Raw genomic sequence first — 26,922 nt, forward strand, 5'->3', positions numbered from 1 at the left:
CTACAGCGTCGACGAGAGGTCGTTCGCCCAGCCCGTCAGCAGCGCGCCGTACGCGCTCACCACGGCCCGGTTGGACGTGAGACCCACGAACGACGCCAGATCGGACTTGGCGAGAGTGTGGTTGCCGGCGTTGAGCGCGGTCTGCGCGGCACTCAGGTACGAGAGCATGCTCGACGACACGGACGACGACGTGATGCAGCCGGTGTTGACGCCGTAGGCGACGGCGGCCTGGAGGCCCGCGATCGTCGCGCGGACGGTGAAGGTCACCGTCGAGGTCGACGCGTTGCCGACGGCATCCGTCGCGGTGACGACCACGGTGTGCACCCCGGCGGCGAGCGTCTCCCCCACGATCGCCGTGCCGCTCGCGATCGAGACCCCGTCTAGCGTCGCCTTCACCGTGGCGACGCCGGACGCGGCATCCGTCGCCCCGAAGGTCAGGGTGATCCGCTGGGACACGTCGTAGGACGTGCCGTTCGCCGGCGCGGTGAGCGACGAGGTGATCGCCGGCGGCGTGTTGTCGAGCACGAACGTCCGCGTCACGACGACCGCGTTGCCCGCCCTGTCGGTCACGAGGATCGACACCGTGTGCGTGCCGTTGCCCGACAGTCCGGTGACGGTGAGGCTCGAGGCGTAGGCGACGGGCGCGCTGTAGGCACCGGCGTCGAGGGCCACGGACATCGTCGACAGGCCGGCGGGCGCCGCCGAGAACGAGAGGGAGAAGGATGCCGTGGCGCCTGCCACGAAGACCGTGGTGCCGACGGTCTTGCCGTTGCTCACCGTGGCGGTGCCCGTCGGCGCGGTGGCGTCGACCACGAGGGTGAAGGGTGCGGAGGAGGCGGACACGGTGCCGTACGCGTCGACGCTCACGGCCGTGACGCTGTAGGTGCCCGTCGCCAGCGTCTGGCCGGTGTAGACCGTGCTGCCGACGTAGATCGTGGTGGAGACGGCGTCGGGGGCGGCCGCGACGACGAAGCGCGGTGCGGTCACATTCGTGATGCCGTCGGATGCGGAGACTCCTGAGTCATCCGCCGGGTTGAGGGAGACCGTCGGCGCGGCCGGCGGCGTCGTCTTCTTCACGAGGCTCTGCGTGTACGAGGTCGGGTTGCCGGCCGGGTCGGTCTCGGTGACCGTGAGGGTGATCGGTCCGTCCTTGAGCCCGGCGAGCGACCCGCTCCAGAACGTCGTCTTGCCGCTGCCGTTGAACGTCGCCGAGCCCGTGATCGCGTTCACGCCGTCACTGAACCTGTAGGTCACCAGGGCGCCGGTCTGCCCGAAGACGGCGACCGATACGCCGCCGACGTTCGACCCGGTGATCACCGACGGCACGGGGGTGACGGTCAGGACGGGCGCGACATCGTCGAGCGTCTCGGCGACCGTCGTCGCCGTGCTGGCGCCGATGCCGTTCGTGAGCGTCACGGTGATCGTGAGGATGCCGTCGATCAGCTCCGACACATCCACCGGGATCACGACCTGCCCGGTGGAGTCGAGGATGTCCATGCCGTTGGCGACGCGCGCGAGGGGAGACGAGGTGTCGGTGATCACGACGTTGGCGATGGAACCGGCCTGGCCCCGCACCGTGACCGGATAGACGGTCTCGGTCGCGAGGTTCGCGTAGGCGGCGGCCGACACGGTCGGCGCGGTGGGCGCCACGCTGCTCTTGCCGATCGGTGCGGTGAGCGTGACCGGCGAGCCGCCGGCCGGTGTGACGACGACCTTGACGCTGATCGCATCATCGGGGAACGCGGAGAGGTCGAGCACGACGGCGAAGGTGCCTCCGGCGGAGATGACCCCCGTTCCGCTGACCGAGAGCGCGCCCTCGCTGAACGAGTACGAGACCGTCGATCCCGCGATGCCGCTCACGACGAGCGGCACCGCCGTGGCCGTGGCCGGCGTGATGCCCGAGGGCAGGTTCACCCCCGCGCCGGACGGCAGCGACATGTGCGGAGCGACGATGGATGCCAGGATCGCGGCCGCGGCGACGATGCCCGAGGACGCGCCCATGCCGGATGAGTTGAACGGCCTGATGTTCGCCGTCTTCATGACGTCGATGGCGGTGCCCCCGAGGTTCTCGGGCATCTGGTTGAAGGGCGATCCGGTCTGCTGGTGCCACGCGTCGTCGTGCTGCAGCACGAGGCCGAGTTCGCCGTACGGCTCGCCGTTCCGGGACGCGAGGCCCTGATACCTGTCGTCGTACTGCAGGTAGCGGGTCATGAGCGTCTGGTCGGCGCCATCGCTCTTCGACAGCGCGTAGAGGAACTCGGGCAGGAATGGCTGCAGCGTGCGGCTGACGGCCGGCATCCCGAACTGCGAGAACGGCACGTAGTAGCTGTTGTGGTTGCCCACCCAGTCGATGAGGCGGTCGCCGCCGGTGCCGGCGAAGTAGATGTCCTGCCCGGCACCGCCGTAGGCGAGCGACTCCCACGCCGGCGTGCCCCACGTGAAGTTCGACGTGGCGAGGCTGAACGTGGTGCCCGCGCCGCGCAGGAGGTCGGGAACCGGACCGTCGTTGAGGCCGTTGTCGACCGCCGTGCTCGCGCGGACATCGATGAGATCGTTGCCCCAGCCGCCGTACACCCGCACGCGCCCCATGCCGGCGACGATGTAGTCGTTGCCGAGGTCGCCGAAGATCGCCTTGTCTCCCGTCACCGGCATCTGCGGGTCGCCCGTGCCCGGGTACCACGTGAGGTCGAGCGGCAGGCCGGCATCGGTCGGGTCGAAGGTGAGGAAGAACGGCAGGCAGCCCTGGCCGAGCGCGGTCTGGCCCGTGGTCCACGTGCACAGGATCGGGTTCGGGCTGCCCAGCACGAAGTTGTTCGTCGGCGTGGGGCTCAGGAACACCTCACGGCGCGGGTCGGTCGGGTCGAAGTAGCTCGACTTGCCGGACATGCCGGCGCGTGCCGCGTTGCCGTTGCCGTCGTCGCCGAGCGGGTGCCATCCGGCCGGGTTGCCCGGGTTGAAGGGGCGATACCAGTCCGTCTCGTACGGAGCGGAGTTCAGGACCGACCCGTGCAGGTCGAAGTTGTCGGCGTAGCCGAGCTCCGGCGCCTCGGCGCCCGAGACCGCGGACTGCCCGGGTCCGGCGTGGATGACACCGTTGCCCCAGCCGCCGTAGATGATGTTGTGGCCCATGCGCGGCTGGTACGAGGGGCAGATGGCGTTCTGCTTGCAGCCGGTCGAGAAGCTCGGGCTGCCCGCTGCGCTCGGATCCCAGTTGTACGGCCAGAGCACCACGGTGTAGGTCAGGGCGCCGGCCACGTTGATGACCGCCTGCTGCACGTTGCCGGGGGTCGTGATGAGCTCGCTCAGCTGCGCGGCCGGGATCGGCGCGACGCCGTACAGCGGCTCGCCGTAGCTCGAGCTGTTGCGGCTGGCGAAGCAGCGCCCGCCGCCGCCGATGATGCACTGGTCGCCTCGACCGCCGGACACCCAGTTGTCGGCGTACCCCGTGATGATCGTGTCGTTCTGGCCGCCGCCGTAGATGACGTCGTTCGCGGGGCCGCCGTAGATGAACGTGTCACCCGACTCGGCGTGGATCTCGCTGCCCTTCATGAGCGGCACGCCGTCGACCGTGATCGGCGTTCCGCCGATGTCGCCGACACCGTTGGTCGCCTTCGACCCGACGACCTGCGGGCCGGTGGCCTGGCCCGCCAGATCCGGCCCGCCAGGCGTGTTGTCGAGCAGGTTCACCGCACGGGCGATGATGCGCTCGGTCGCCGTCAGGTAGCCGTTGACGTCGTAGTTGAAGTTCAGGTAGCCGATCGAGGTCGCGATCCCCGTGCCGCCGACACCGTTCTGGCCGTTGACACCCACGAGACGGATGATGTCGCCGTTGTTCGCCAGGATGACATTCGCGTCGTGCGCGTGCCCGTTGGGGTTGGTGATGCAGTGGTTCGTGGCATCCAGCACGCCGTCGCCGCAGTCCTCGCGACCGGCGTTCAGACCCGAGCCGCCGAAGATCATGTTCGAGCCGCTCGCGCGCTCGGCGGGCAGCGTCAGGCTGAACATGTCGGAGTTGCCGCCGATGATGTCGTTCTGACCGCGGTTGGCGAAGATCGTGTTGTTTCCGCGGCCGCCCTCGACGTAGCTCTGGCCGTCGGTGGCGGCGACGGTCGCCGACACGGTGCACGGCAGCGAGGTGCAGGATGCGGGCGCCGGCGCTCCCGTGACGGTGAGGACGTTGCCGTTCACGGCGCTCACCACGCCGACCGCGACGCCGTTGACGTTCAGCGTCTGGCCGACCGCGAAGCCTCCGTCCGCCCAGAACTGGACGGCCGGGAGCGTCATCGTGTGGGCGCCGAAGGTGATGCTCGTGGACAGCGTGTACTCGAGGGGGTAGTCATCGACCGACGGGTTGATCAGCAGGTTGTTCCCGGAGTCGCGGCATGCGCCGACGCGGTTGCCGAGGTACGAGCCGCGGAAGCTGCAGGTCGCCGCGCCGCCGAAGACGCTGCCGATCGACGGCGAGCCGTTCGAGGTCGTCGGGGAGCCGGTCGCCGACGGCGGCGCCGTGATGTCGATCGAGCCGTGCGCCTGGATGATGTTGTCGTTCGACTCGCCGAAGATCATGGCCGAGCCCGAGCCACCGGCGATGTAGTCGGCGCCCTTGTCGGCCGAGTCGTGCAGGACCGTCGCACGGGTCGGGTCCACGCCCAGCGGAACCGAGAGCAGGATGCCGCCCACGCCGGAGAGGAAGTCGCCCCACCACGCGTGGCCGGTCGGGTCGTTCTGGGCGACGCCGTTGGTCAGGCTGTTCGTCAGCGAGCCAGGCGTCGTGCTGTAGATCTGGGTCCCGGTGAGGTCCTGGAACCGCGCGTTCCGGTAGTCGAACAGGTGCGCCGAGCGGTCGAGGACGGCGCTGCCGCCGATGATCAGGTTGCGCCCCGGTCCGCCCTGGATGTCGTTGTTGCCGTCGCCGCCGATGATGATGTTGTCGCCGCCGGACGCGTAGATGCGGTTGTTCCCGTGGTTCTGAACGGCATCCGATGCGGCGCCCAGGATGTCGAGCGTCGTCTGGATCTTCTCCACTCGCGCGTCGCCCCACGGGGTCAGGCCGCTCGGCGCGCAGTACTGGTTGAGCGACGTGGTGCCGGTCGGGCGGCAGTAGCCCTGCGCCGGGCCGATCGTCATGGTCGTGCCGGAGACCGTGAAAGCCGCGCCGCCCACCGGATCGCGCGAGAGGGTGGCCGTCCTGAGGTCGCCGCTCACCGCGGTGATGATCGTGCCGGCCGACAGCAGTGGCCCGTCGGTGACCATGAGGCCCACGTCGAGTTGCGTGAAGCACGCGGCCGCGCAGGTGAGCGTGGCCACACCGTTGAGGGCGCTGCCCGTGGGACCGTGGCCCGTCAGCGTGCCGATCACGTCTCTCGTCGTGTTCGGGATGACGCCGACCGTCGCCTCCTGCGTGTCCTGCGTCACGACGCCGAAGGCGCCGAAGATGAGGTTGTTGTCGTCGCCGAACCGGTCAGTGGTGGTCGCATTCGGGACGTCGCCGTAGATCAGGTTGTTCCCCGCGACGAGCGGGTCGGCATCCGCATACGTGCTCGTGTTCACCGTCGGGAACGAGACCGCCCGCGTGATGACGTTGGTGCTCACGCCGTTCGCGCCGAAGATCACGTTGTCGCCGCGGCCGCCGTAGATCGTGTTGTTTCCCGATCCGCCGGCGATGACGTCGCCTGCCTGGCTGCCCCAGATCGTGTCGTCGCCCGCGCCGCCGGAGATCGTCACGCCGATCGACGGCACCTGGCCCTCGGGCACGTTCGCAAACAGGGCGTGCGCGTCGATGATGTTGTTGCCGGCGTGGCGGTACGGATCGGCGACGGGGAACACGAACTGCGGAGTGCCGACACCCACCTGGTTCGGGAACGGCTTGGAGCCGAAGACCCGGCTCGTCTGCGTGTGGGTGTCACCGCTGTACCAGATGCCGTCCTGCGAGGTGTCGCCGTAGACGACGAGCGGTGACGGTGCGTAGCCGACCACGGTCACATTGACGAGCGAGTTGGTGAACGTGGGCCCGGTGAGGGTGAGGACCGTCGCGGTGACCCCGGTGATGGTCCAGGCCGGCAGGCCGCCCACCTGCAGGACCATGCCGTCCACGAACCCGTCCGCGATCCACGAACCCGTGGAGCGTGCGAGGGTCGTGGAGGTGCCGGAGGTGCCGGGTGTGAACGTCCCGCTGATGGTCGGCGGGACGGCACTGGGACCAGGACCGGCACCCCCGGTGATCGTGAAGACGTTGCCGCCGTAGCGGACCGCGTTGTTCGTCGCGGATGCCACGGCGAAGGTCGCCATGCACGTTCCGCCCACGCCGCAGCTCAGCGGGTCGACCGTGCCGGTGGGGGTGAGGACCAGGATGTCCTGCGTCGGTCCGGTGATCGACTGGATCGTGCCGGCGACGACGCCGTCGACCGTCACCGTCTGCCCGACGGCGAAGCCTGCCTCAACCCACGAGCGCATGTCGGTGCGGATGAGCTGGTTGCCGACGAAGTGGACGCTTGCTGTCACGGTGACGGCCGGGTCGAACACCGCGACCGTGCCGCCGAGGTTCGTGCCGGCGGCCGGGCCGATGCCGTGGAAGGTGATGGTGGCGCCGCTGACGCCGGTGATGACACCGATGGGCACGCCGTTCCACATGAGCTCCTGGCCGACCGGGAACTGGTCGGTCGCCCACGGGGTGCCGTCCTTGCGGGTGATCGTTCCGCCGCTGGCCGTCGAGGTGACGTCGAAGATCCCGGTGATGCGCAGGAGCGCGCCGCCGCCGCCGTTGAGGCTGGTGAGGCCGCCGTGGACGAACGTCGTGCCGGGTGTGCCGTCCTCGTTGGTGAACGGTCCGCCGACGAGCGTGCCGGTCACGGTCAGGGTGTCGTTGCCCTGGCCCTCCATGAGATTCAGCACCTGGATGGTCGACAGGCTCGCGTTCGTCTGGATCTGGCCGGTCGCCGGGTCGACGGTGATCGAGCCGAAGCTGATGCCGCTCGGGAACACCGGAGGCTCACCGAAGGTCGGGTGGGCCGGGTCGCCCGGCACGTAGCCCTTGTGGTGTGTGAAGTCCACCCCCGGACCCATGCCGTAGCCGCTGAGAGCCGTGGAGCTGAGCGTCCCGGTCTCGTTCTGCTGCGCACCGTCGTCGAAGATGTTCAGGACGTTGACCTGCTGCGCCTCCGGCGGCTGGATGCCGATGCCGAACGGCGCCGCGTTGCCCTCGCCCGGCATCATGACCGGAAGGTTGAGCGCCGCGTGGTTGTCGACCGTCGGGCCGCCCTCGACCGACAGCGGGCCGCGGATCGCCGACAGCAGGTGCGCGATCTTCGGGAAGCTCAGCAGCGACTGGTTGCCCGGAGGGACGTTGAACTTGGGGTCGGCGACGACCGGGATCGCGACCGGCACGTACCAGTTGCCGGGCGTGAAGGTGACCTCGGCGGCCCACTGGGTGAGCGTGAGCGTCGACGTCGTGTTCGACATGCCGAGCACGCTCTGCAGGTCGGCCAGCCGCGTGACGGTGAGGACGTCGACGCGCGACGGGTCCGTGCCGGTCAGCGACTGGATCTTGAGCATGACGCCCGATGCGCCGATCTTGAAGATCTGGCCCTCGAGGAACCCGTCATCCAGCCAGCTCGAGCCGTCGGTGCGCGTCAGGGTGCCCAGCGTCGCGTTGTAGTCCACCGAGCCGGTGAACAGGCCGGCGTTGACGATGCGCGCGATCGTCACGGCGTGCGCGCCGCTGCCGGGCGTGACGCTCAGCGAGATCGTCGTCGTGGTGACCGTGCCGGTGATCGTCGCGGTGAAAGTCGCGCCGTCGCCCGTGACCTGCACGAGCTGTCCGGTCTTGAACCCGTCGGCGATGAAGCTGCCGAGCTCCGCGGCGCCGAGCGTGATGACGTTGCCGGCGACGGTGACGTTGCCGGTGAAGAACGTCACGGCCTTCTTGGCGCCGAACGCGGCGTTCGTGATGCCGCCGCCTGTGACGATGTCGGTCTGACCGTCGGTCACCATCGCGACGGTGACGTTCTGCGTCGGAGCCGAGGCGAGGCGCAGGCTGAAGCTCGACCCGGGGCCGGGCGTCGTGCACGCGACATCGGCGCACTTGGTCACGACCATGTTGTCGGGCGCCTGGACGACGCCCGCCGCCGTGAGGTCGTTCATGACGAGCACGTCCCACGGCGTGGAGCTGCTGTCGACGCCGACGTAGAGCGGATCGGCCGTGCTCGTGACCGTCGCGACGAGGTACGAGTTGTGCGGGTCGGCGGTGCTGAACCACAGCGCGGCATCCTCGCGCACGACGACCGGCTTCGACCAGTCGGACGTCGAGAACGTGATCGTGTAGACGCCGGCGTGGATGCCGTCGGGGTTCGAGACGACGTGGAAGCGCGGGTCGGTGCTCGACAGCTGGATGCGCGGGTCGTTGGTCGCCGTGATGCTCACGGTGACCGAGGCGGTCGGCGCGGCGGCCAGCACCACGGATGAGAAGCCCGAGATGCCGGTCGTCGCGCTGCCGCTCCCCCCAAGAATCAGGTTGCTCGCGTTGCGGTCCGGGATGGCGAACACGACACCGCTGGCCGCGGTGAGCGAATGCGACAGCGTCGCACTCGTGCCGTCGGCCGAGACGCCCGTGATCGTCGTGCCCACCGGGATCGCGAAGCCGGTGTCGGCTTCGATGATCGCCCGGCCGATGTCGCCCTGGTTGAAGCCGGCGCTGGCGGAGGTGATCGTCGTGCCGCTCGTCACACCGTCGCGGTACTGCTGGACCGAGGAAAGGCGGCTCGGCAGGGCGAACGAGATGCCGGAGCCGGCGGCGACGTTGGCCGAGAGCGTGACGGTGTGCGCGTCGAGGACGGCCAGGATGACGGTGTTCGCCGGGATCTTCGCGCCGCCGTCGATCTCGCTGATCGGCTGGCCGACGTCGTTGAGCGTGAAGTTCGCCGTCGCCGATGTGAAGGTCGCCGAGCCGTTGCCGACGCCGTCGGAGAAGCGCGAACTGATCGACGTGCCCGTCGTGTTCGTGTTGCCGAGGTTCGTCACGAGGATCGCCGGGCTGCCCGGGTCGATCTTCTCCACCTCGACGTTGCGGACGACGGCGTTGTCGTAGAACGGATCGGCGCTGAGGACGCTGTGGCTGATCTCGTAGTGACGGATGCCGTCATCCAGCCCGTCGTTGATGGCGCCGGCCCACACGACCTGCGGGATCTGCCAGTTCGTCGGCGTGAAGACGAGCACGAGCGCACGCTGCGGCAGGTCGGTGGCCGTCGCATCCAGGATGACGTGCTGGAAGAAGTCGCTGTTCGCGGTCGTCGTGCCCGGGTTCGGCACGGTGCCGAGCGGCGCCGTGGCGAGGAGGATCGAGTCGCCGGAGGGGTTGGCCTGCTGGTTGAGCCGGATGTCGGGCTCAGCGTTGACCGCGATGTAGACGTTCGACGTCGGCGCCTGGGCGAGCCGCACGGTGTACGAGTCGATCGTGCCGATGGGCGGTCTCGTGGCCTGGCCGTTCTGCGTCTCGGACACGACCGTGCCGCCGCCGTGCTCGGTCACGATGACAGCGCCCTGCGAGCCCTGGGCGACGCTCACCGCCACTCCCGGGATCACGACGTCGTTGTAGAGCTGGTCGTTCGTGATGACGGAGAGGTTGATGGTGCCGCTCGTGCCGTTGATGTCCTTCGAGTAGACGTTGCCGCTCACGTCTCCGGCCACATTGACCTGGTTGCTGCCGAGGCCGCCGATGACCCGCACCGCCACCCCGGGCGGGGTGGAGAGGACGTCGATGGTGTCGTCGCCCTCGAGGGCATCGACCTCGATCACCTGGATGTTGCGGAACGTCACCGACATGCCGGCGCCGAAGATGCCGTGGTCGGTCACGACGATGTGGTCGGCGAACTCGGTGCCCAGGATGATCAGCTTGTTGAAGCCCGTGCCGCCGTCGACCGACACCGGGGCGTTCATGTTGTACTCGACCTGGTTGTTGCCGGCGCCGGTGCGGACATCGGTCTGCGCGGCGGTCGAGTAGCCGTTCGTCGTGATCGGGATCGGGATGCAGGCGGGGGCCTCGATCGTCGTGCAGCCTCCGGGAAGGACGATGTTGCCGACGCTGTCCGTCTTCGCGAGCGCGAAGCCCCGGACGATGAAGAGGTTGTTGCCGCCGTCACCCTCCAGGTGCAGCACGGCGTGGTTCGAGTACACGGTGAAGGTGTTGTTGCCCGTGCCGCCCTGGGCGACGAGCGGTGCGCTCGTGCCGCGCGACAGCCAGCCGCGGGTGGTGGCGACGGTGGCGACGTCGAAGACGTTCTCGGAGGCCAGGTTGCCGGATGCGCCGTACTCGGGTGCGGGCGACGCGACGGCGGATGCCGTCCGGCGCTCGCCGTAGAGCTGGCCGATCTGGAACTGGTTGTCGCCCGAGCCGCCGTCGAGGTAGGTGGAGGCCGCGTTGTCGTCGACGGCGAAGTAGTCGTTGCCGCCGAGCGAGTAGACGTGCAGGCCGCCGTTGACCGCGGAGTCGTAGTTGATCCGCTCCACGCCGAACTGGCCGTTCACACCGGTGGTCTGCGTGCCGCCGATGTTCGCCTGGGAGTTCGCGAGGGTCGAGTGGAGTTCGGCGACGAAGCCGGAGCCGCCCGAGTACGGGTCTTGGCCGCCGGCAGGGTTCGCGCCCGTGCCCTGGTAGATGCCCGGGCGGGCCGCCGTCTCGCCGACGATGCCGGCGGGAGTGCCGCGGAGCAGGAAGATGTCGTTGGTGGCGTACTCGAGCTGGGTGTTCGCGTTGATGCCGGTGCTGTCCGGGCTGTTGCCCGTGTACGTGTCGTAGCCGTAGATGTTGAGCGTGTCGGTGCCGTCGGCGGGAGCGTGCGACCCGAGGACGTTCACCTCGTAGTTCTGGCTCTGGAACCGGCTGCCGCTCGTGAAGATCGAGTAGATGTTGCTGCCGCTCTGGCCGTCGAGCGTGAGGGTCGAGGCGAGGGCGACGTCGCTGCCGACCGCGACCATGGACTGGAGGCGGTTGACGACGAAGCTGTCGACGCACATGTTCGGGGGCCCGTTGCAGAGCGGGGCGTACACACCCGCCTGGGTCGGCGTCTGGTCGCCGTAGGCCCGCGTCTGACCGACGAGGATCGTGCGGTCGAAGATGACCGTGTCGGCCTCGGAGTTGCCGAAGACCCGCGTCAGCGTGCCCGCGCCGCCGTTGGCGATCTCGCCGGGCAGCATGCCGGATGCGGGCTGCCCGCTGCGCAGCACGATCACCGCGCCGTCGCCCTGTGTCGGGTCGGCTGCCGTGGTGTCGAGCGTCGGCATCGCGCACGCGCCGGTGCCGTTGTGGCAGTCGCCGTAGACGTGGATGTTGCCGGTGGTCTTCTTCGAGAGGTTCGGGTCGGTCGTCACGACACCGGGGTCGTTCGTCATGATCGTCGCGATGATCTCGCTCGACGGGTCGGTGACGATGTCATCGGCCGAGCGGATCACGACGTTGCCGCCGTCCGCCTCGATGAGACCCTGCGGCACCGCCTGGACGAGGCCCTCGACGACGAGAGTCGAGCCCGAGTGGATGAGGATGATGTCATTGCCCTCGACACCGGTCTCGGTGTTGGTGAGGCGCACGTTGTCGGGGCCCGCGATCCGGCCCGCATTCTCGCCGGAGTGCGCGAGGAGCACGTTCATCGGGCCGGCGACCTCGGTGAGGTCGATGCTGCCGTCGGCCTGGGCCGCGATCCAGCACTGCGCGGTGACCGCGCGGTTGGTGTCGGTCGTGTTCTGGTAGTTGGCGCCCTGGTAGAGCAGCGTGTACTGGTTCGTGCAGCCCGTGCCCTTCGAGGAGTCGAGCTTCAGGTCGTTGGAGCCGTCGGCCGCGCCGATGCTGCCGTACTGCGCCCACAGGTTGATCGTGTTGCCGATGACGTTCGCGGCGGTGCCGCCCGCGCCCGCGTTGTGACCGTCGGTGATCGAGCCGTGGTAGTCCGTCAGCGTGATGTTCGCGCAGCTCGTGAGGCTGGAGCCGTAGCACGTCGTGACGGTGTCGACGTGGAGATCGCCCGTGGTCTGCGACACGCGGATGACACCGGGAGCCTGCGCGTTGAGCACGCCGAACCTGTCGAACGACGACTGGATCTCGAGGAAGTTGCTGTCGAGGCCGACGGTGCCGTTCTGCGCGGTCAGGGTGATGTTCACGCCGACCACCTGGGGGGTCGTTCCGGGCGACGGGTGGCCGGCCGTCGGCGGGTTGGGCGACGGCTGCGGAGCGTCGTAGATCGACCCGGGCGCGGTGAGGGTGACGTCGTCGTCCGTGCTCTTGATGAGCCCGGCGCGCAGGTCGCCGAGCTTCTCGGTCAGGGTGATGAATCCGTTGGTGTCGGCGTTCACGGTGCCGTAGGTGGAGGCCGTGACGCCGGAGGCCGGCTGCTCGATCTGGACGAGCCCGATGATGTTGATGCGGGTCGCCGCCGGCGAGTCGTTCGCCGCGAAGACGTCGATCAGGCCGTTGTTCCCCCGGGAGCCGGCATCCAGCAGGCTGAAGTCGTAGGTGCTCGCGGTCGCGTGCCCGCCCGTCGCGAAGGCTCCCGGCTCCTCGGTCGGGTTGGGGCAGCCGACCGTGTAGTAGCAGTGCGCGCTGTCCGGGTTGTAGAACTTCGCGAACGTCCCGGAGACACCATTCGGGTTCGTCGCGTTCACCGTGATGCCCGGGATCGCGGGCACGCTCGTCTGATACTGCGTGGCCTGCAGGCGCACGAAGATGCTGTCGCCGGCGACCATGTGGTCGATGTCGATCACGTAGGCCGGCGTCTGCGGGTCGGTGATCGCCGGGTCGCGCAGCCGCGTCAGCAGGTCGATGTACTGGCTGGTGCCCGACGAGGTCGTGAACTCGAGGTTGTGCGCGGCCCACTGGACGAGGTCGACGTTGAGGTACGTGCCGCTCGCGCCGATCGACGTGCCCGCGACGAGGTGCACGATGTTCGACTGCACGAGATCGGTGTGCGGGCCGCTGAAGGCGGAGCTCGAGCCGCCGCGGACGGTCGACGACGAGATCGAGCCGGTGCTCGAGATGTCGGTCTCGCCGATCGGGTTCGTGATCGTGCCGTTGATCAGCAGGTCGGGCGGAGAGGTCGGCGCGTCGTTGGTGAGCGTGACGAGGGTCGGGTCGACCTGGCGCACGATGGCGAACAGCGCATGCGTGCTGCCTCCGGGCGCGTTGAGCGTGACGACGGGCGCGCCGACGTTGAGCACGTTGATGTCGTCGATGACGAGCCGCAGCGTCGAGTGGTTGAGGATCGTGACCTTCTGCCAGTTGTCGCGGTAGTAGAAGGTCCCCCAGTAGTGCGCGGCCGTGTTCGACCCGCCGCCCAGGCTGCTCTCGATGGTCCCGTTCGCCGAGCTCATGAGCACGTCGCCGGTGTCGTGGTTGATGAGGTCGTTCACTTCGATGACGGGCGAGCCGCTGAAGTCCGTGCCCGGCGCGGGGTTCTGCACGCCGTTGACCATGATGTTGACGGACGTCACCACATGGCCGTCGGGGCCGATGATGAGGAGCGGACTCGGACCCTCGTGTATGACGACGTCGGCGTTCCAGTCGGCGACCCTCGTATCGGTGTTGTCGATCTGGTCGCCCGGATTCGTCTCGGCCTGCACGTACAGGGCCAGGTGGTTCTGCCCGGACGGGTGGGCCAGGTGCCACGGCGAGGGGTCGGCCGGGTCGAGGCTCTGGTCGTTGGTGTTCACGCCGTACTGGATGCGGGTGCCCGCCGTCACCGTCGCGCCCGAGTGCGCGGCCGCCGTCTCGGAGAACTCGAAGTTGTCGAAGCCGTCGCTGTACGACGGGCCGATGCACCAGCACTCCGGGTCATCGTCATGCGAGCGCGTGTTGCCGATGTGCAGGGCGCGCAGGTCGACACCGCTGTCGCCCTCGACCCACGTGCCATCGCCCTCCTGGCCGTCGATCAGCGCCGTGTCGTGGCTCTTCAGTTCGGAGACGGCCTTGGCGGTCGCGAAGCCGGCGAAGGCAATGAAGATCGACCGCGAGTGGCTGGTGATGTTGGACCCGGTGGTCGTGGCGAGGATGTTCACCGAGCCGCCCACCACGTGGGCGCCTGCTCCGACCGCCGAGACGTTGTTGTCGGTCAGGTGCACCTCGGCGTGAGAGATCGAGCCGCCGGCGAGGCCGCCGCTCTCGGTGTCGGCATCCGCGTTCGCGATGAACTGCGAGGTGGAGTTCACCCTCACCATGCCGCCCGCCGTGATGCTCACGCCGCCCGCGGACACCTGCGTCGCCGCCGTGTTGCCCTGGATGCCGTCGGGCCCGCTGCCGACGAAGGCCGAGGTGTTCCCCGTGCCGTCCACGTGGGAGGAGACACCAGCGCCGGAGATCAGGCCGCCCGAGCCGTTGCTCGTCGTCGCCTCGTCGTGCGTGTGGGTCGTCGCCGTGATGCCCACGTTGCCGCCCGCGGTGATGGACGTCGCGGAGTCATAGGCGCGCACGGTCGGGTTGACGTCGGTCTGCGCGGTCTGCGAGGTGAAGGAGCCGGCACCGCCACCGCCACCGCTGGCCGCCGCCGTCGTCACGCCATTGCCCGGAGGCGGGGACGCGGAGCGCAGCGACGTGCCGTCTGCGGCCAGAAGCTTCTGCGTGCCCGTGAGCGATCCGGTGAGCTCGATGATGAGCTCCTGGGCGCCCGTGCCGGCCGAGAGCGCGTGGCCCGCGAGGAAGAGCGTCTGGTCGCCGAACACGTGGGTCGTGGAGAGGCTCTGGCCCGTGAGGGTGATCTGGCCGGAGCCGTTGCGGCTTCCCACCGTGTAGGTCGCGCCGTCGGTCAGGCCGATGCCGACCGGGGCGAAAGCCTCGACCGCGCTCGACTCGGGCGGCGCCGAGATGTGGATGGGGGTCACGACCGAGCTGTTCGGGCAGGAGGCGTCGCCCGCGTGGCCGACCGAGTCGCAGTAGGTCGCGGCGACCTTGACCGTGTACGAGTTCACCCGGATCACGTAGTAGATCGCGCCGACCGTCAGCTCCGGGATCTTCTGCGACCCGTCGCTGATCCGGTAGAAGACCGCCTCGCCCGACTGCAGGTTGTGGTCGGAGAGTGTCACGGCGTGGGTGACGGGGTTCACGTTCACCGTGGGCAGGAACACGTTGTAGGCGCCGCTGTTGTCGCCCGTGACATTTCCGCTGCCGTCGACGTTGACGTCCACCGCGTGGTTGCAGTACGAGCAGGCCGGGTGCCCGTTGACCGCCGGCGTGCCGGGCCCGTGGACGAAGGTGCTCGCGGGCGCGGAGCGGTAGGTCACCTGCTGCCCGGCGGTGAACGGCGTGCCGCCGATGAGGTTGCCGCTGACGTCGGAGGTGTGGAAGATGCTGGCGGCCTGCAGGGCGTCGGCCGACGAGTCGTAGAGCGCCACGGTGACCGGGTCGATCACACGGACGTAGTAGACGCCGCCGTCGGTGAGGCCGATCGAGGTGGCGTGCGCCGGGTCGTACCGGTAGATGAGCGCGTCGCCGTTCTCGAAGTGGTGCGGACCGCTGAAGCGCAGGAGGCCGCGCGAGGTGTCCGAGCCCGACGGGGTGGGTGTGAGGCTGAGCGCGTCGATGGATGCGCCGGCCCATGTCACCCCGAAGCCGACGTGGTCGGGGTCGGGCGTGCCGTCGACGGCAGTCGGGATGACGACCGAGTAGGTGTGGTTGTCCCGCAGGCCGCCGATCGGGGCGCTCGACTGGTACAGCACCTGGTCGCCCGTGGAGAGTCCGTGCTGCGGGAAGAGCACGGTGTCGTCCGGTGCGGCGCCGCCGTTGACGTTCAGTCCGACGATGTCGTCCGTCAGCGCCACGCCCTGCGGGTCCTGGAGGGACTCCGCATCCAGGATCACCGTCCCGCCCACGAGGATCGTCGCGCCGGTGCCGAAGTGCGCGTCGACCGTCGGGTCCGAGGTGGCGTCCGCGGCGGGAAGACCGACGTTCGCGATGCCGCCGCCGACGACCTTCGCCGTCCCGACGGCCTGGGCACGGTGCGAGATCGCCTGGACGGTGAGCCCGTTCGTCGCCGCCGTGCCCAGCACGACGTGGACGTTCGAGCCGAGGAAGGCCTGCACGGTCGGGTTCGTCGTGGCCGAGCCGATCGCCGAGCCGATCGTGAGGCCGATGGAGCCCGCGCCCGCCTTGGCTCCGCCGCCTGCGACCGCGGAGTCGTCGGCGTTGACGGCGAGGGATGCCGGCCGGCCGTTCGTCGTGCCGACGGTCGCGCCGTTGTCGACGTACGCCTGGACGGTGCCGCCGACCGTGCCGATGGCCTTCATGTCGGTGCCGGAGCCGAGGATGCCGCCCGCGCCGCCGGTCACATTGGTGAGCGCGATGGCACCGCGGGTCGCGTGCACCGTGATCGCGGTGGCCGCGCTGTGGATGTTCGTGGTGCCGCCGAGGTACGCGGCATCCGTCCCGTCGATGTTGCCGGTGGCCGAGACGACGGATGCGCCGATCCCGAGGGCCACCGAGACGACGAACAGGGCCGTGGTCGCCGAGTCCGTCGCTCCGGTCTGGATGGTCAGCTGGCTGCCCGAGACGAGCTCGCCGGCGAAGGATGCGGTGCTGCCGCCGTGGTCCTGCGCCTCGGAGCCGATCGCGCCGACGCTCGCGCCGAGGGACGCGTTGACGCTGCCGGTCGTCGACTGGACCGTGTTCCCCTTGGTCGCGCTGACCATGGCGGCGCCGGTGAGCGTCAGCGCGCTGTGCGAGCCGACCACGGCGCTCACCAGCGCCGACGACTCGATCGTCGCGTGCGAGTCGTCCGCGCCGACGCCCGCGAGGCCGCCGATGCTCAGCATGTCGGTGTTCGTCGAGGCGTTGTTCTGGCCGTTGGCCGTGATCGAGAGCGACGGGGCGCTGACGCTGTTGTCGACGGATGCCCTCGTCGCGCCGGCGATGTCGGCGGTCGGCACGCTCACACCGACGCCGAAGAGGCCGCCGCCGGCCCCCATCTGCGTGTGGGTGATGGCGGTGTTGTGCGACTCCGCGTCGAAGGTGACCGGGCCGGTGCTCGTGATCGTCTGGACGCTGCCGCCGTCGACCGAGAGCGCCTCGACCGTGGCCGAAGAGTGGATCTCGGCGTCCGCGATACTCACCGCGACGCCGGCGAGACCGCCCGCGTCGATGACCAGCAGCTCGGAGTCGGCGCGGTTCGTACCGGTCGCGCTGACGTCCACGCTGGTGGAGCTCGTGACGGCGCCGTCGAGCTCGGCGCGCACGGCGCCGCCGATGACGGCTTGGCTCGCGAACACCGCGGCGGAGGCCACGAAGCCGACGCCCAGGTTCCTGCCGGTCGCGATCGCCTCGTTGCGGCTGTTCGGCCCGTGGATGTCCGCGGTCACGTTCACCGCGCCGGACGACGTGATCGAGGCGCCGGATCCCACCTGGGCGACGATGTCGGCGCCGTCGGAGATCTCGGCGTGCGCCACGCCGACGTTCAGGGACAGCGCGGCGATGCCGAGAATGTCGACCTCCGCATTCGCGTGGTTCTCGCCGGACGCGTGCACGGTCACGCCGCTCGACCCGCCGACGGTTCCCGTGAGCTCCGCGGTCGTGTGGCCGGAGATCGTGGCGATCGGGATCATGGCGGTGATGGCGGCGGCGCCGATGGCGATGCCCGGGGTCAGCGCGACCACGACGTTGGATGCGTTCGTCTCGACATCTACCGCACCGCTCGTGGTCACGTTGCCGGAGAGCTCGGATTCGGTGTTGCGGTCGCTGTTCGCGATCAGGAGCGTGAAGCCCACGGCCGCCGCACCCGTCGACACGTTCACGGCCACCGGCTTCATGTCGGTGCGCGTGCCCGTCGCGCTGACGGTCACTCCCGTGCCGCCGATCGTGACGGACCCGTGAGCCGCCGAGGCGGCACGGGTCGTGCCGCTGTAGTTCAGGATCGCGACGATGCCGCTGATGCCGGCGAGGATGCCGCCCTGCGCGGAGACGGCCAGGACGTTGGGCGACGTGATGTCGGTGGAGGTCACGTCGATGCCGCCGATCGCTCCGCCGGAGCCGATCGCGACGTTCCCGATCGTGGCCTTCGTGTCGCCGCTGATGTTCAGCACCGCGACCGCCACGCCCACCGCGCCGGCCGCCAGCGTGATGCCGACCGCGTACGCGGTGATCGTCCGGGTGGCCAGGGCGGTGACGTCGATCTTGGTGCCGGCCCGCGGGATGCTCGCGCCCGAGTCGATGTGCGCCGTCTGCGCGCTGCTGTCGGACAGCACCACGATCTGGCCGGTGACCGCGATGCCCGCGACACTGCCCGTCACGGCGATATCGGTGACGTTCTCGGTGAGGTTGGAGTGGACTCCGACGGTGCCTGCCGCGGAGACGCTGGCGGTGTTCGCGATGCCGGCATCCGTGTTCAGCCCGATCGTCAGGACCGAGATGCCGGCGCCCAGCGCCCCGAGTCCGATGCTGGCCGCACCCGCCAGGACGAAGACGTCGAGGTGGTCGTTCGCACGCACCTGGACATCGGCCAGCATCGAGTGGATCGTGCCGTAGACCGTGGCCGAGGTGCCAGCCGGCGGCGCCGGGTGGCCGAGCGTCGGGTGGAACGTGTCGGCCGTGACGGATGCGCCGGGCGATGCGTTGCCGAGTCCCTGGTTCGCCCTGTCGCCGCCGGAGTAGATGTACGTGCCGTACGGCGCGTTGATGGGCGTCCAGCTGGCGCCGTCCGCGGCGATGGATGCGCCGGAGGTGAACGCGATGTTCGCCTGGTAGTAGTGGCCGGCCCCGTCTGTGATGATGACGCCGTTCTTGTAGGCGTGCCCCGCCTGGTAGAGCGAGACCTTCTGGGCGGCCGTGCCGCTCAGGGCGCTGCCCCAGCCGTCCCCGCCGCCCGAGGCCTGACCGTCGGCCTGGTCCTGGGCGGACACTGCGCCGCCGCCGCCGGACGCCGCGCTCTTCGGGTCGGAGAGCTCCCAGTAGGCCGAGTCGGAGGTGGTGTGGATGTGCGCGGGGTCGCTGTTCTGGCGGGCCACGTAGGTGTGACCGCCGGATGTCACGACATCACCGGTCGTATACGTCTTGGAGCTGTCGTATGCACCGCGCTGCGGGCCGTTGGCATCGCTGTTGTACTGATCGGTCGGTGTGGTGCCGATGGACCAGACCGACACGGCGCCGGCAAGGCCGACGAAGCCGCCGCCGACGCTCACCGCATAGCTCTCCACGTGCTTCACGGCGAGCGCGTTCACCGCGACGGAGCCCTGCGCCCACACATCGGCGGTGCCGATGTACGCGGTCACGCTCACATCCGCGACCCCGATGTCGATGCCGCCTGCGGCCCCCACGAATCCGCCGGCGACGCCGCCCGCGAACGTCAGCGAATCGAGTCTGTCGGTCGCCGAGACCGCCACGGCCTGGCTCGGGTCCACTCCGGAGACGATCGTGCCGCTGCCCTTGTTCACCGTCGTGCCGTCGTCGATGTACGCGGCCACGCCGACGGTGAGCAGCGTGACGCCGACGTTGCCGCTGACGCCCACGAACCCGGCCGCGATGCCTGCGACGATGCCGAACAGCTTCTCCGTCGAGGCGGACTGCACCGCGAGGCCGTGGATCGTGTTCGTGTCGAAGCCGCTGCCCGTGATGGTGCCGGCGTCGACGCCGCCATAGCCGGCGCCGCCGCCCTTGACGATCACGGTGTTGGAGGTGCCGATGTACGCCTGCGTGGACTTCGTCGCGACGACGACGTCGACACCGACGCCGACGCCGACATATCCGGCGGCGAGCGACGCGGTCACCAGGATGAGCGACGAGTCGTCGGAGGCGAGCACCGCGATGTTGCCGTCGGAGCGCAGCGTCGCGTGGTCGCCCGTGTAGGCGTTGGTGAAGGTCTTCAGCACCGTCACGCCGACCGTGCCGGCGACGCCCACGGTGGCGCCGGCCGCGGCCAGGTTCACCGAGATCACGGAGTCGCTCGTGTGCGAGAGGATCTCGACGTTGTGCTTCGCGTTGACGATCGCGTTGTGGTCGATGAACGCGTCGGCGTGCAGTTCGACGACGCGCACCGCCGCCGAGAGGCCGACCGAGGCTGTGCCGCTCACCGAGACCGACGCTGCGATGCCGAGGGTGCGGTAGTTGTTGCCGGCGGCGACGAGCACCGACTGGCCGGACTGCGCCGAGGGGTCGTTCGCCGCGCATGCGCTGTCCGAGGCGCCGCAGTCGATCTTCGCGTGGTCGCCGATGGATGCCGTCGTGTGGACGGTGAGCACTGAGATCGAGCCGGAGAGGTTCACGGCGACCGCTCCCGCCGCGCCGGCCGAGACCCCGACGGATGCGATGTAGTCGCTGTTGGTCGCGGTGACCGCGACACCCGAGAATCCGGACACCGTTCCGGTGGTGATCGCCTGCGGCCCGGACTGCGTGGCGTCCGCGCCCGGAAGCTGCCCGGCGCGCACGAAGCTGTGCGAGCGGCCGGTGCCGGTCGAGCTGAACACGATCGGGACGGTCGCACCCGGGACGGGGATGCCGTCGTGCTTGCAGTCGTCGGCGTTCAGCGTGGCCTGGCACTTGGTGCGGGCGATCTGGAAGTGGCCGGGGGCGTTGTCGACGACGTAGTACGTGGCTCCGTCGACGAGGCCGCCGATCGGGGTGCCGCCGCCGGCGCTGTAGACGACCGGGTCGCCGACATCCGCCTTCGGGTCGTAGGGGAGGACGATGTAGTCGGTGCCGACGTCGACCGGCGCATTGAAGCGCGGTGCGTCGTCTCCGGCAGCGCCCGGGGTGTTGGTGGGGATGAAGCGCTGGGATTCGCTCATCATCCCCGAGGGCAGGCTCATTCCGGTGATGATCGGGGAGTCGGCGTTGGGTCCGCGGATCTGGATGCAGGTCCCGCATCCGTTCACCAGGTGCACGTAGTACGTGGCGCCATCGCTGAGCCCCGTGATCGGCGCGCCGCCGCCCGCGTCGTAGACGACCTGCTGGCCCTCGACGAAGTGATGCGTGTAGCCGAGGTTGATCGTCGAGCCGTCGACGAGGCCCTGCGGCACCGGGTTCGGGTGAGGGGGCGCGGTCGGGTAGCTGCCGAGGATGCCGCGCGGATCGAACCGCGTGTCGGTCCCCGAGGTGTTGTACGTGCCGGAGTTCACGGTGTCGTGCGTGGTGGCGCCGCCGAGCGCCGTGACCACCGCGGACGAGCCGATCGTCGCGTTCGTCGTCTTGGTGACGACCGGCACGGCGACGCCGGCGCCGATGGCGGCCGTGCCGCCGACGCTGATGTTGCCCGCGATGACGAAGAGGGTCATCTTCTCATCGGCCGAGACGATCACGTTGCCGCCCGCCCGCACGTTCGAGCTGGAGCCGATCCTGGCCGTCGTCGTGACGTTGATGACGGGAACGGCCGCATTGACCGTGACCGCAGCCGTTCCGCCCACCGAGACGCCGGCGGAGACCGACTTGATGTCCTCACTGGAGGTCGAGCCGACGACGACGTCGCCGTTCGCGTGGACGGTGGCCGACGACCCGATCGTCGCCGAGGTCGTCTTGTGAAGATCCTCGACGTCGAGGCCGACGCCGACGCCGGCGGTGCCGCCGACGGCGATCGCCCCGGCGAGCGCGATGATCGTGGTGGTGTCGGACGCGCCGAGCACCACGGCCTGCGAGGCATGGAGGCTCGAGTTCGTGCAGCTGACGCCGACGCAGTTCACGGTCGTGTTGTCGCCGATGCCCGCGGTCGTGACATCAGTGAGCACGTCGATCGTGACGGATCCGGCCACGCCGGCGCTGTCGCCGCCGGCACCTGCGACGGCGATGAGCAGGATGTTCCCGGTCTGCGTCGCCGACACGGTGAGGCCCGTGGTGCCGTCGGCCTCGATGTCGGCCCCGTTGCCGATCGTGGCGGACACATTCCCGCTGCGGACGAGGAGCGCCAGCGACAGCCCGACCCCGGCGCTGCTGGTGGAGATCGCGACGTTGCCGCTGATGATGCTGACCTTGTCGGCGGTGTCGGATGCGGTGACCGACACATCTCCGCCGGCGTGCACGACCGCGCCGTCGCCGATGGTGGCGGACGTCGCGTGGTCGCCGGGGTTGATGACGATCACCGCGAACGTGCCGGCGACGGCCGCACTGCTGTCCGAGGCGCTGCCGCCCACGACGATCTCGAGGAGCTGCTCGGTCGAGATCGCGCCGACGGTGACGCCGCCGCCCGCGGCGACCTTCGCGCTCGAGCCGATCGAGGCCTTCACGTCCTTCGTCATGACGAGGACGATGATCGAGCCCGCTACCGATGCCGATCCACCGCTGAGGGCCAGGCCCCCGGAGACGTCGACGATGTTCGTGTCGTCCTCTGCGGCGACGTTCACCGACTGGCCGGAGCCTCCGGTCGTCGTCTGGTTCACCTTCGCGCTGTTGCCGATGTAGGCCTCGGTGTCGTACAGCAGCACGTCGACCACGATCGTGGCGCTGACCGCGAGGCCGTCGCCGCCGACCGCGCCGCCGAGCGCGAACGACGAGAGGGCGGGCAGGTGACTGTCGATCGTGCTGTTGCCGGTCGTCGGCGCCAGGGGCGAGTAGGTGTTCGTGGCGGTCACGCCGATCGCGCCGGCCGCCTGCAGTGTCGTGGCGGTGGTCGCGCTGTTGCAGTCGGGGTCGCTGGTCGGGTCGGCGCCGGAGCAGACGGCGGCGATCGTGAAGATGTTCGGCAGGATGTTCACCGCGAACGCCCCGCCGATGCCCTTGCCGCTCGTCGACAGCGCCCCCGACAGCGCCAGGTTCAGCAGGCGCATGTCGGTCGTGGCGTTGACCGTGATCCCCTGCGTCGACGTCAGCGATGCGCCCTGGCCGACACGGGCCTCGGTGTTGAGGTTCAGGACGTTGATGCCCGCCGAGGCCGCGAAGCTCGTGCCCGACTTGCCGCCGGCGGCGGCGAACGCCCAGATGATGAAGTCGTCGTGCTTGCCGCTCGGAGTGATCGCCTCGACGGTGATGCCCGCACCTGTGACCGTCGTGCCGGTCTGGATGTGGGCCCGGTTGGTCATGTTCAGGTAGTTGAAGCCGATCGCCGCGCCGATCTCGGTGCTGCCCGAGGTCAGGTCGAAGGCGGTGCTGATCGCCTGCGCCGTGTTGCCGGTGAGGTTCGAGGCGCTGACCTTCACGTCTCCGCCGGTCGCGGTGACCGTGATGCCCGAGCCGATGCGGGCCTCGTTGGTGGTCTCGATCCAGTTCCAGGCGATGGATGCCGCGATCCCGGTGCCGCCGCCGCTCTGCCCGGTCTTGCCGCTCGCGCTGCTGTTGCCCGAGGCCGCCTGGTCGTTGGACTTCGGCGTCGACTTGCCGTCCGTGCCGCCCGAGGAGTTCGGGCTGTCCTTGACCTGCTGGTCGGACTTCTTGTCGCCGCTGTTGTCGGAGTCGCTGCTGCCGCGCGCGCTCGCCGTCGCCTTCGCGGTGTCGGCCATCTCGGAGGTGGCGGTGATCTCGACCGAGGTGCCGGAGACCGAACGGTCGGTGGCCGCGAGCGTGCCCCAGTCCAGGACGACGTTCAGCGCGACGATGGCGCCGATCGCCACGTCCTTGCTCGCGGCCTCCGCCTTCCCGCTGGTCTCGATCTCGTTGGTGTGCTCCGCGGAGATCGTGACGGCACCCGTCGCCGTGAGGCCCGTGCCGGTCCCGAGTCGCGCGGTCACGTTGTCGTGGTTGTCGACGAGCAGCGCGACGGCGGGCGTGATCGCCGGGTTGTCTCCGGAGGTCTTCGTGCCGGCCTCGGTCTCGGTCACGAGCTGCCGCCAGCCCTTGGCCTCGATGTCGACGTTCGCGCCGCCCGAGACGGCGGCGCCGTTCTCGACCTCCGAGCGCACCCGGTTGTCGGAGAGGTGCGTGATCGAGTCCTGCCCGAGGATGAGGTTCATGGCGACGGATGCGCCGATCCCGACGCTGTCGCCGACCTCGGCCTTGCTCGTCGCCTTCGACGCGTCGCGCTCGTTGCTGCGGGTCTTGAGGGTCAGGTCCGCGGTGCTCAGGGTGACGGAGGCGCCGAACGGGATGACGGCCTCGGTGATGTTCTGGACGATGTTGATCGAGACCGCGCCCGCCACGCCGACCGATGTCGAGTCACCCGCGCCGGATTCGGCCTGCGCGTCGATCTCGTGCTCGTCGAGCCGGAAGATCTGGTCGGTCGTCGGCGATGCCGGCAGGTCGATGCCGTGCGCGAAGGGTCCGGCGACCGCGTTCCACGCGTGGCCGCTCGCCGAGAAGCGGTAGAGGCCGGCCGCGTGCCCGAGTCCGTCGTCGGCGGTGAGCTGGTAGTAGTCCTTGTCCTTCGGGCCGTCGGTCGGCAGCTTGTCGCCGTTCTGGTCGCCGACGTACTTCCAGGTGGAGCCGTCCCAGCTGTACATGCTGCCCTGCGGGTGTCCCGCGTTCGGCACGCTCAGCACGCAGAAGGCCGGGCTCGTCGAGTGGTCGCAGTCGGTGAGCTTGTCCTTCTCCTGCACGTCGCCGCTGAGCACCGAGCTGCCCCAGCTGCCGCCCGAGGAGTACTGATAGACGCCCTTGCCGTTCGAGCCGTCGTCGGCGGTGAGCCGGAAGTACTGGCCCGCATACGGACCGGGCAGATCCTTGCCGCGATCGATGACATCCCAGCTCGTGCCGTTCCAGTGACGCAGCACGTCGTGGTTGTTCGGGTCGCCGAGGTCGGTGATGCCGGCCTCGGCGTCGAGCCCGGTCGCGACGACGGTGGATGCGCCGGTCGTGGCGCGGTTCGTGATGTCGACCGAGTTCACTCCGACGCCGACGCCGATGCCGACGGCCGCCTTCGCCGTGCTGTCGCCCTTGCCGTGGGCCGAGGCATCCGTGTGCGCGAAGCTCTTGAGGGTCAGGACCCCGGTGTCGGACGTGATCGTCAGCCCGTCGGCGATGTACGCCGTGCTGATGGTCGTGACGATGTTGATCGCGAGAGCCGCGGCGAGCGAGAGCGACGGCGAGCTGGAGCTGCTGTTGTCCTGCCCGTCGGCTGTGCCGTCCTTCGGCGTCGAGGTCTTGCCCGAGTCCTTGCCGGCCGCGTTGTTGTCCTTCTGCGTCTTGTTCGCGTTCTTGAGGTTGTTGTCGGCCTTCTTGTTCGAGTCCTCGCCGCTGCCGTCGTCCTTGGCGCCGGAGGTCGCGGCCTCCGCCTCGCTCGTCGTCTGGGAGCTGCCGGTCGCCGTGAACCCGATCGCCCCGGTGGCGTGCAGACTGCGCGCGGTGTGGGCGTCGACGGTGTGGTTCACGATCGCGAGAGCCAGCGACAGGCCGATGCCGGCGGTGCTGCCGACGGTGGTGTCGCCCTTCGCCGTGGTGGTGACAGCACCCGTGAAGGTCGCGGAGGCGGTGATGGCACCCGTGGCGGTGACCAGGGGGCCGGCGCCGAAAGCGGCGACAGACGATTCGTTCGCGATCGATACCGCAACGGAGGGCGTGATGGTGACTTTGCCACCCTGGCCACCCGCATCGGTCTCGTTCGTCAGCGCATCGGTGTTGGAGGACGTGAGAGTGATGTTGCGGGCTCCGGTCACCGGAGGGCCGTTGGCCGGGGTCCCGGTGAGGTCGAATCCGGTGAAGACGTCGTTGTTGACGAGGTTGAGCGCGACCGAGGCGCCGATGCCGAGGGTCGCGCCGCCCGACTGGTTCGCGGTGGCGGCGGTCTTGCTGCTGCCGTTGGACGTCGCCGTCATGGCGAGGTCGCCGGTGCCGGTGATGATGACACCGCCGCCGCCCAGCGGGTTGGCGTGCACCTGCGCGGTCGTCGTCGCGTTCTCGAGGTTCATGGCGAACGATCCCGCGAGTCCCAGCGTGCCGTCGGAGCTCGAGGCGCCCGAGGTGGCCTCCGCGTCGATCGTGTGCGTCCCGTCCGGGACCGTGTTCATGATGGCGGACAGTGTCACGCCGGTGGCCGCCGTGACGGTGCTGCCGACTCCGACGGATGCGTCGTTCGTGATGTCGACGAGGTTGATGGCGACCGCCGCGCCGATCGTCAGCGACGAGCCCGTGCTCGCGGTGCCGTTCGCGATCGACTTCGCGTGCGTCGTGTTCGTCGTCGCGAGCGTCACTGTGCCGCCGGTCGACGTGATGCTCCGGCCGTCCGCCAGCCGTGCCGTGGACGACGAGTCGATCAGGTTGAACGCGACGGCCGCGGCGACGGTGATCTTCGAGCCGCCGCCGTCGCCGGTGGATGCCGACGGCGTCGAGGTCTTCGTGCCCTTGCCGCCCTTGGCGGTCGACGAGCCGTTCGCGAACGACGCCTGCTTGTCGCCCTTGTCGTTCACCGACGAGGTGTCGCCGCTCGGGTCGGAGCCCGACTTCTCGCCCTTGGCGCCCTTGGCGCTGGCCGTCGCCTCGGTGTCGCTGTCGCTCGAGCCGTGGGCCGCGAACGACACGTTCCCGCTGTTCGCTGTGAGGGTGCGACCGGTCGAAGAGTCGGCCTCGTGGTCGGCGAGCGTGATCGCCACGGCCGCGCCGATGGCGAGGTTGCCGCCATCCGTCGCACCCGTCGCCTTGGTCGTCGCCTTGGCGGTCTGATCGGCCTGCGCGTCGATCTTGCCGGCGGTGGTGAGTGCGGAGCCGGCCGCGAAGCCCGCGGAAGTCGTGACGTTGTCGACGCCGAGGGCGACCACAGCGGTGAAGACGAGGCTGCTGCCGCCGGAGGCGCCGCTCGTGGCCTCGGTGTCGCTGACGCTGTTGGTCTTGGAGCGGATCGTGAGGGCGTTCACCCCGGTCAGCATGCCGCTCGTCGTGAGACCCGCGTTGGTCGTGTCGTTGACGATGTCGATCGCGACCGAGGCGCCGATGCCGACCGAGTTGCCGGTGCCGTCCTTCTTCGAGGTCGCGGTGGCGGTGTCCTTGACGTCCGAGCCGCCCGTGAGGGTGAGGGCCGCGTTCGCGGTGGAGTTCCCGCGGACCTCGGCGAGCGTCTTCAGCACGACGACGTTCACGGCGACGGAGCCGGCGACGCTCACCGAGTCCCCGCTGCTGCC

Annotated in this window: 1 protein-coding gene (cut by a window edge); it reads right to left on the reverse strand. The window is 69.6% G+C overall.

Going from position 1 to position 26,922, the window contains the following annotated elements; all coding sequences use genetic code 11:
• On the reverse strand, positions 1 to 26,922 hold the 3' portion of the coding sequence (locus tag AC0NZN_RS06430) for a beta strand repeat-containing protein (protein WP_474591452.1). Its footprint extends 3,225 nt past the window's final position; 26,922 of the gene's 30,147 nt are visible here — the last part of the coding sequence; the start codon falls outside the window, past its right edge — the gene reads right to left on this strand; its stop codon occupies positions 1 to 3.

The organism is Microbacterium sp. sgz311019, from assembly GCF_056135325.1.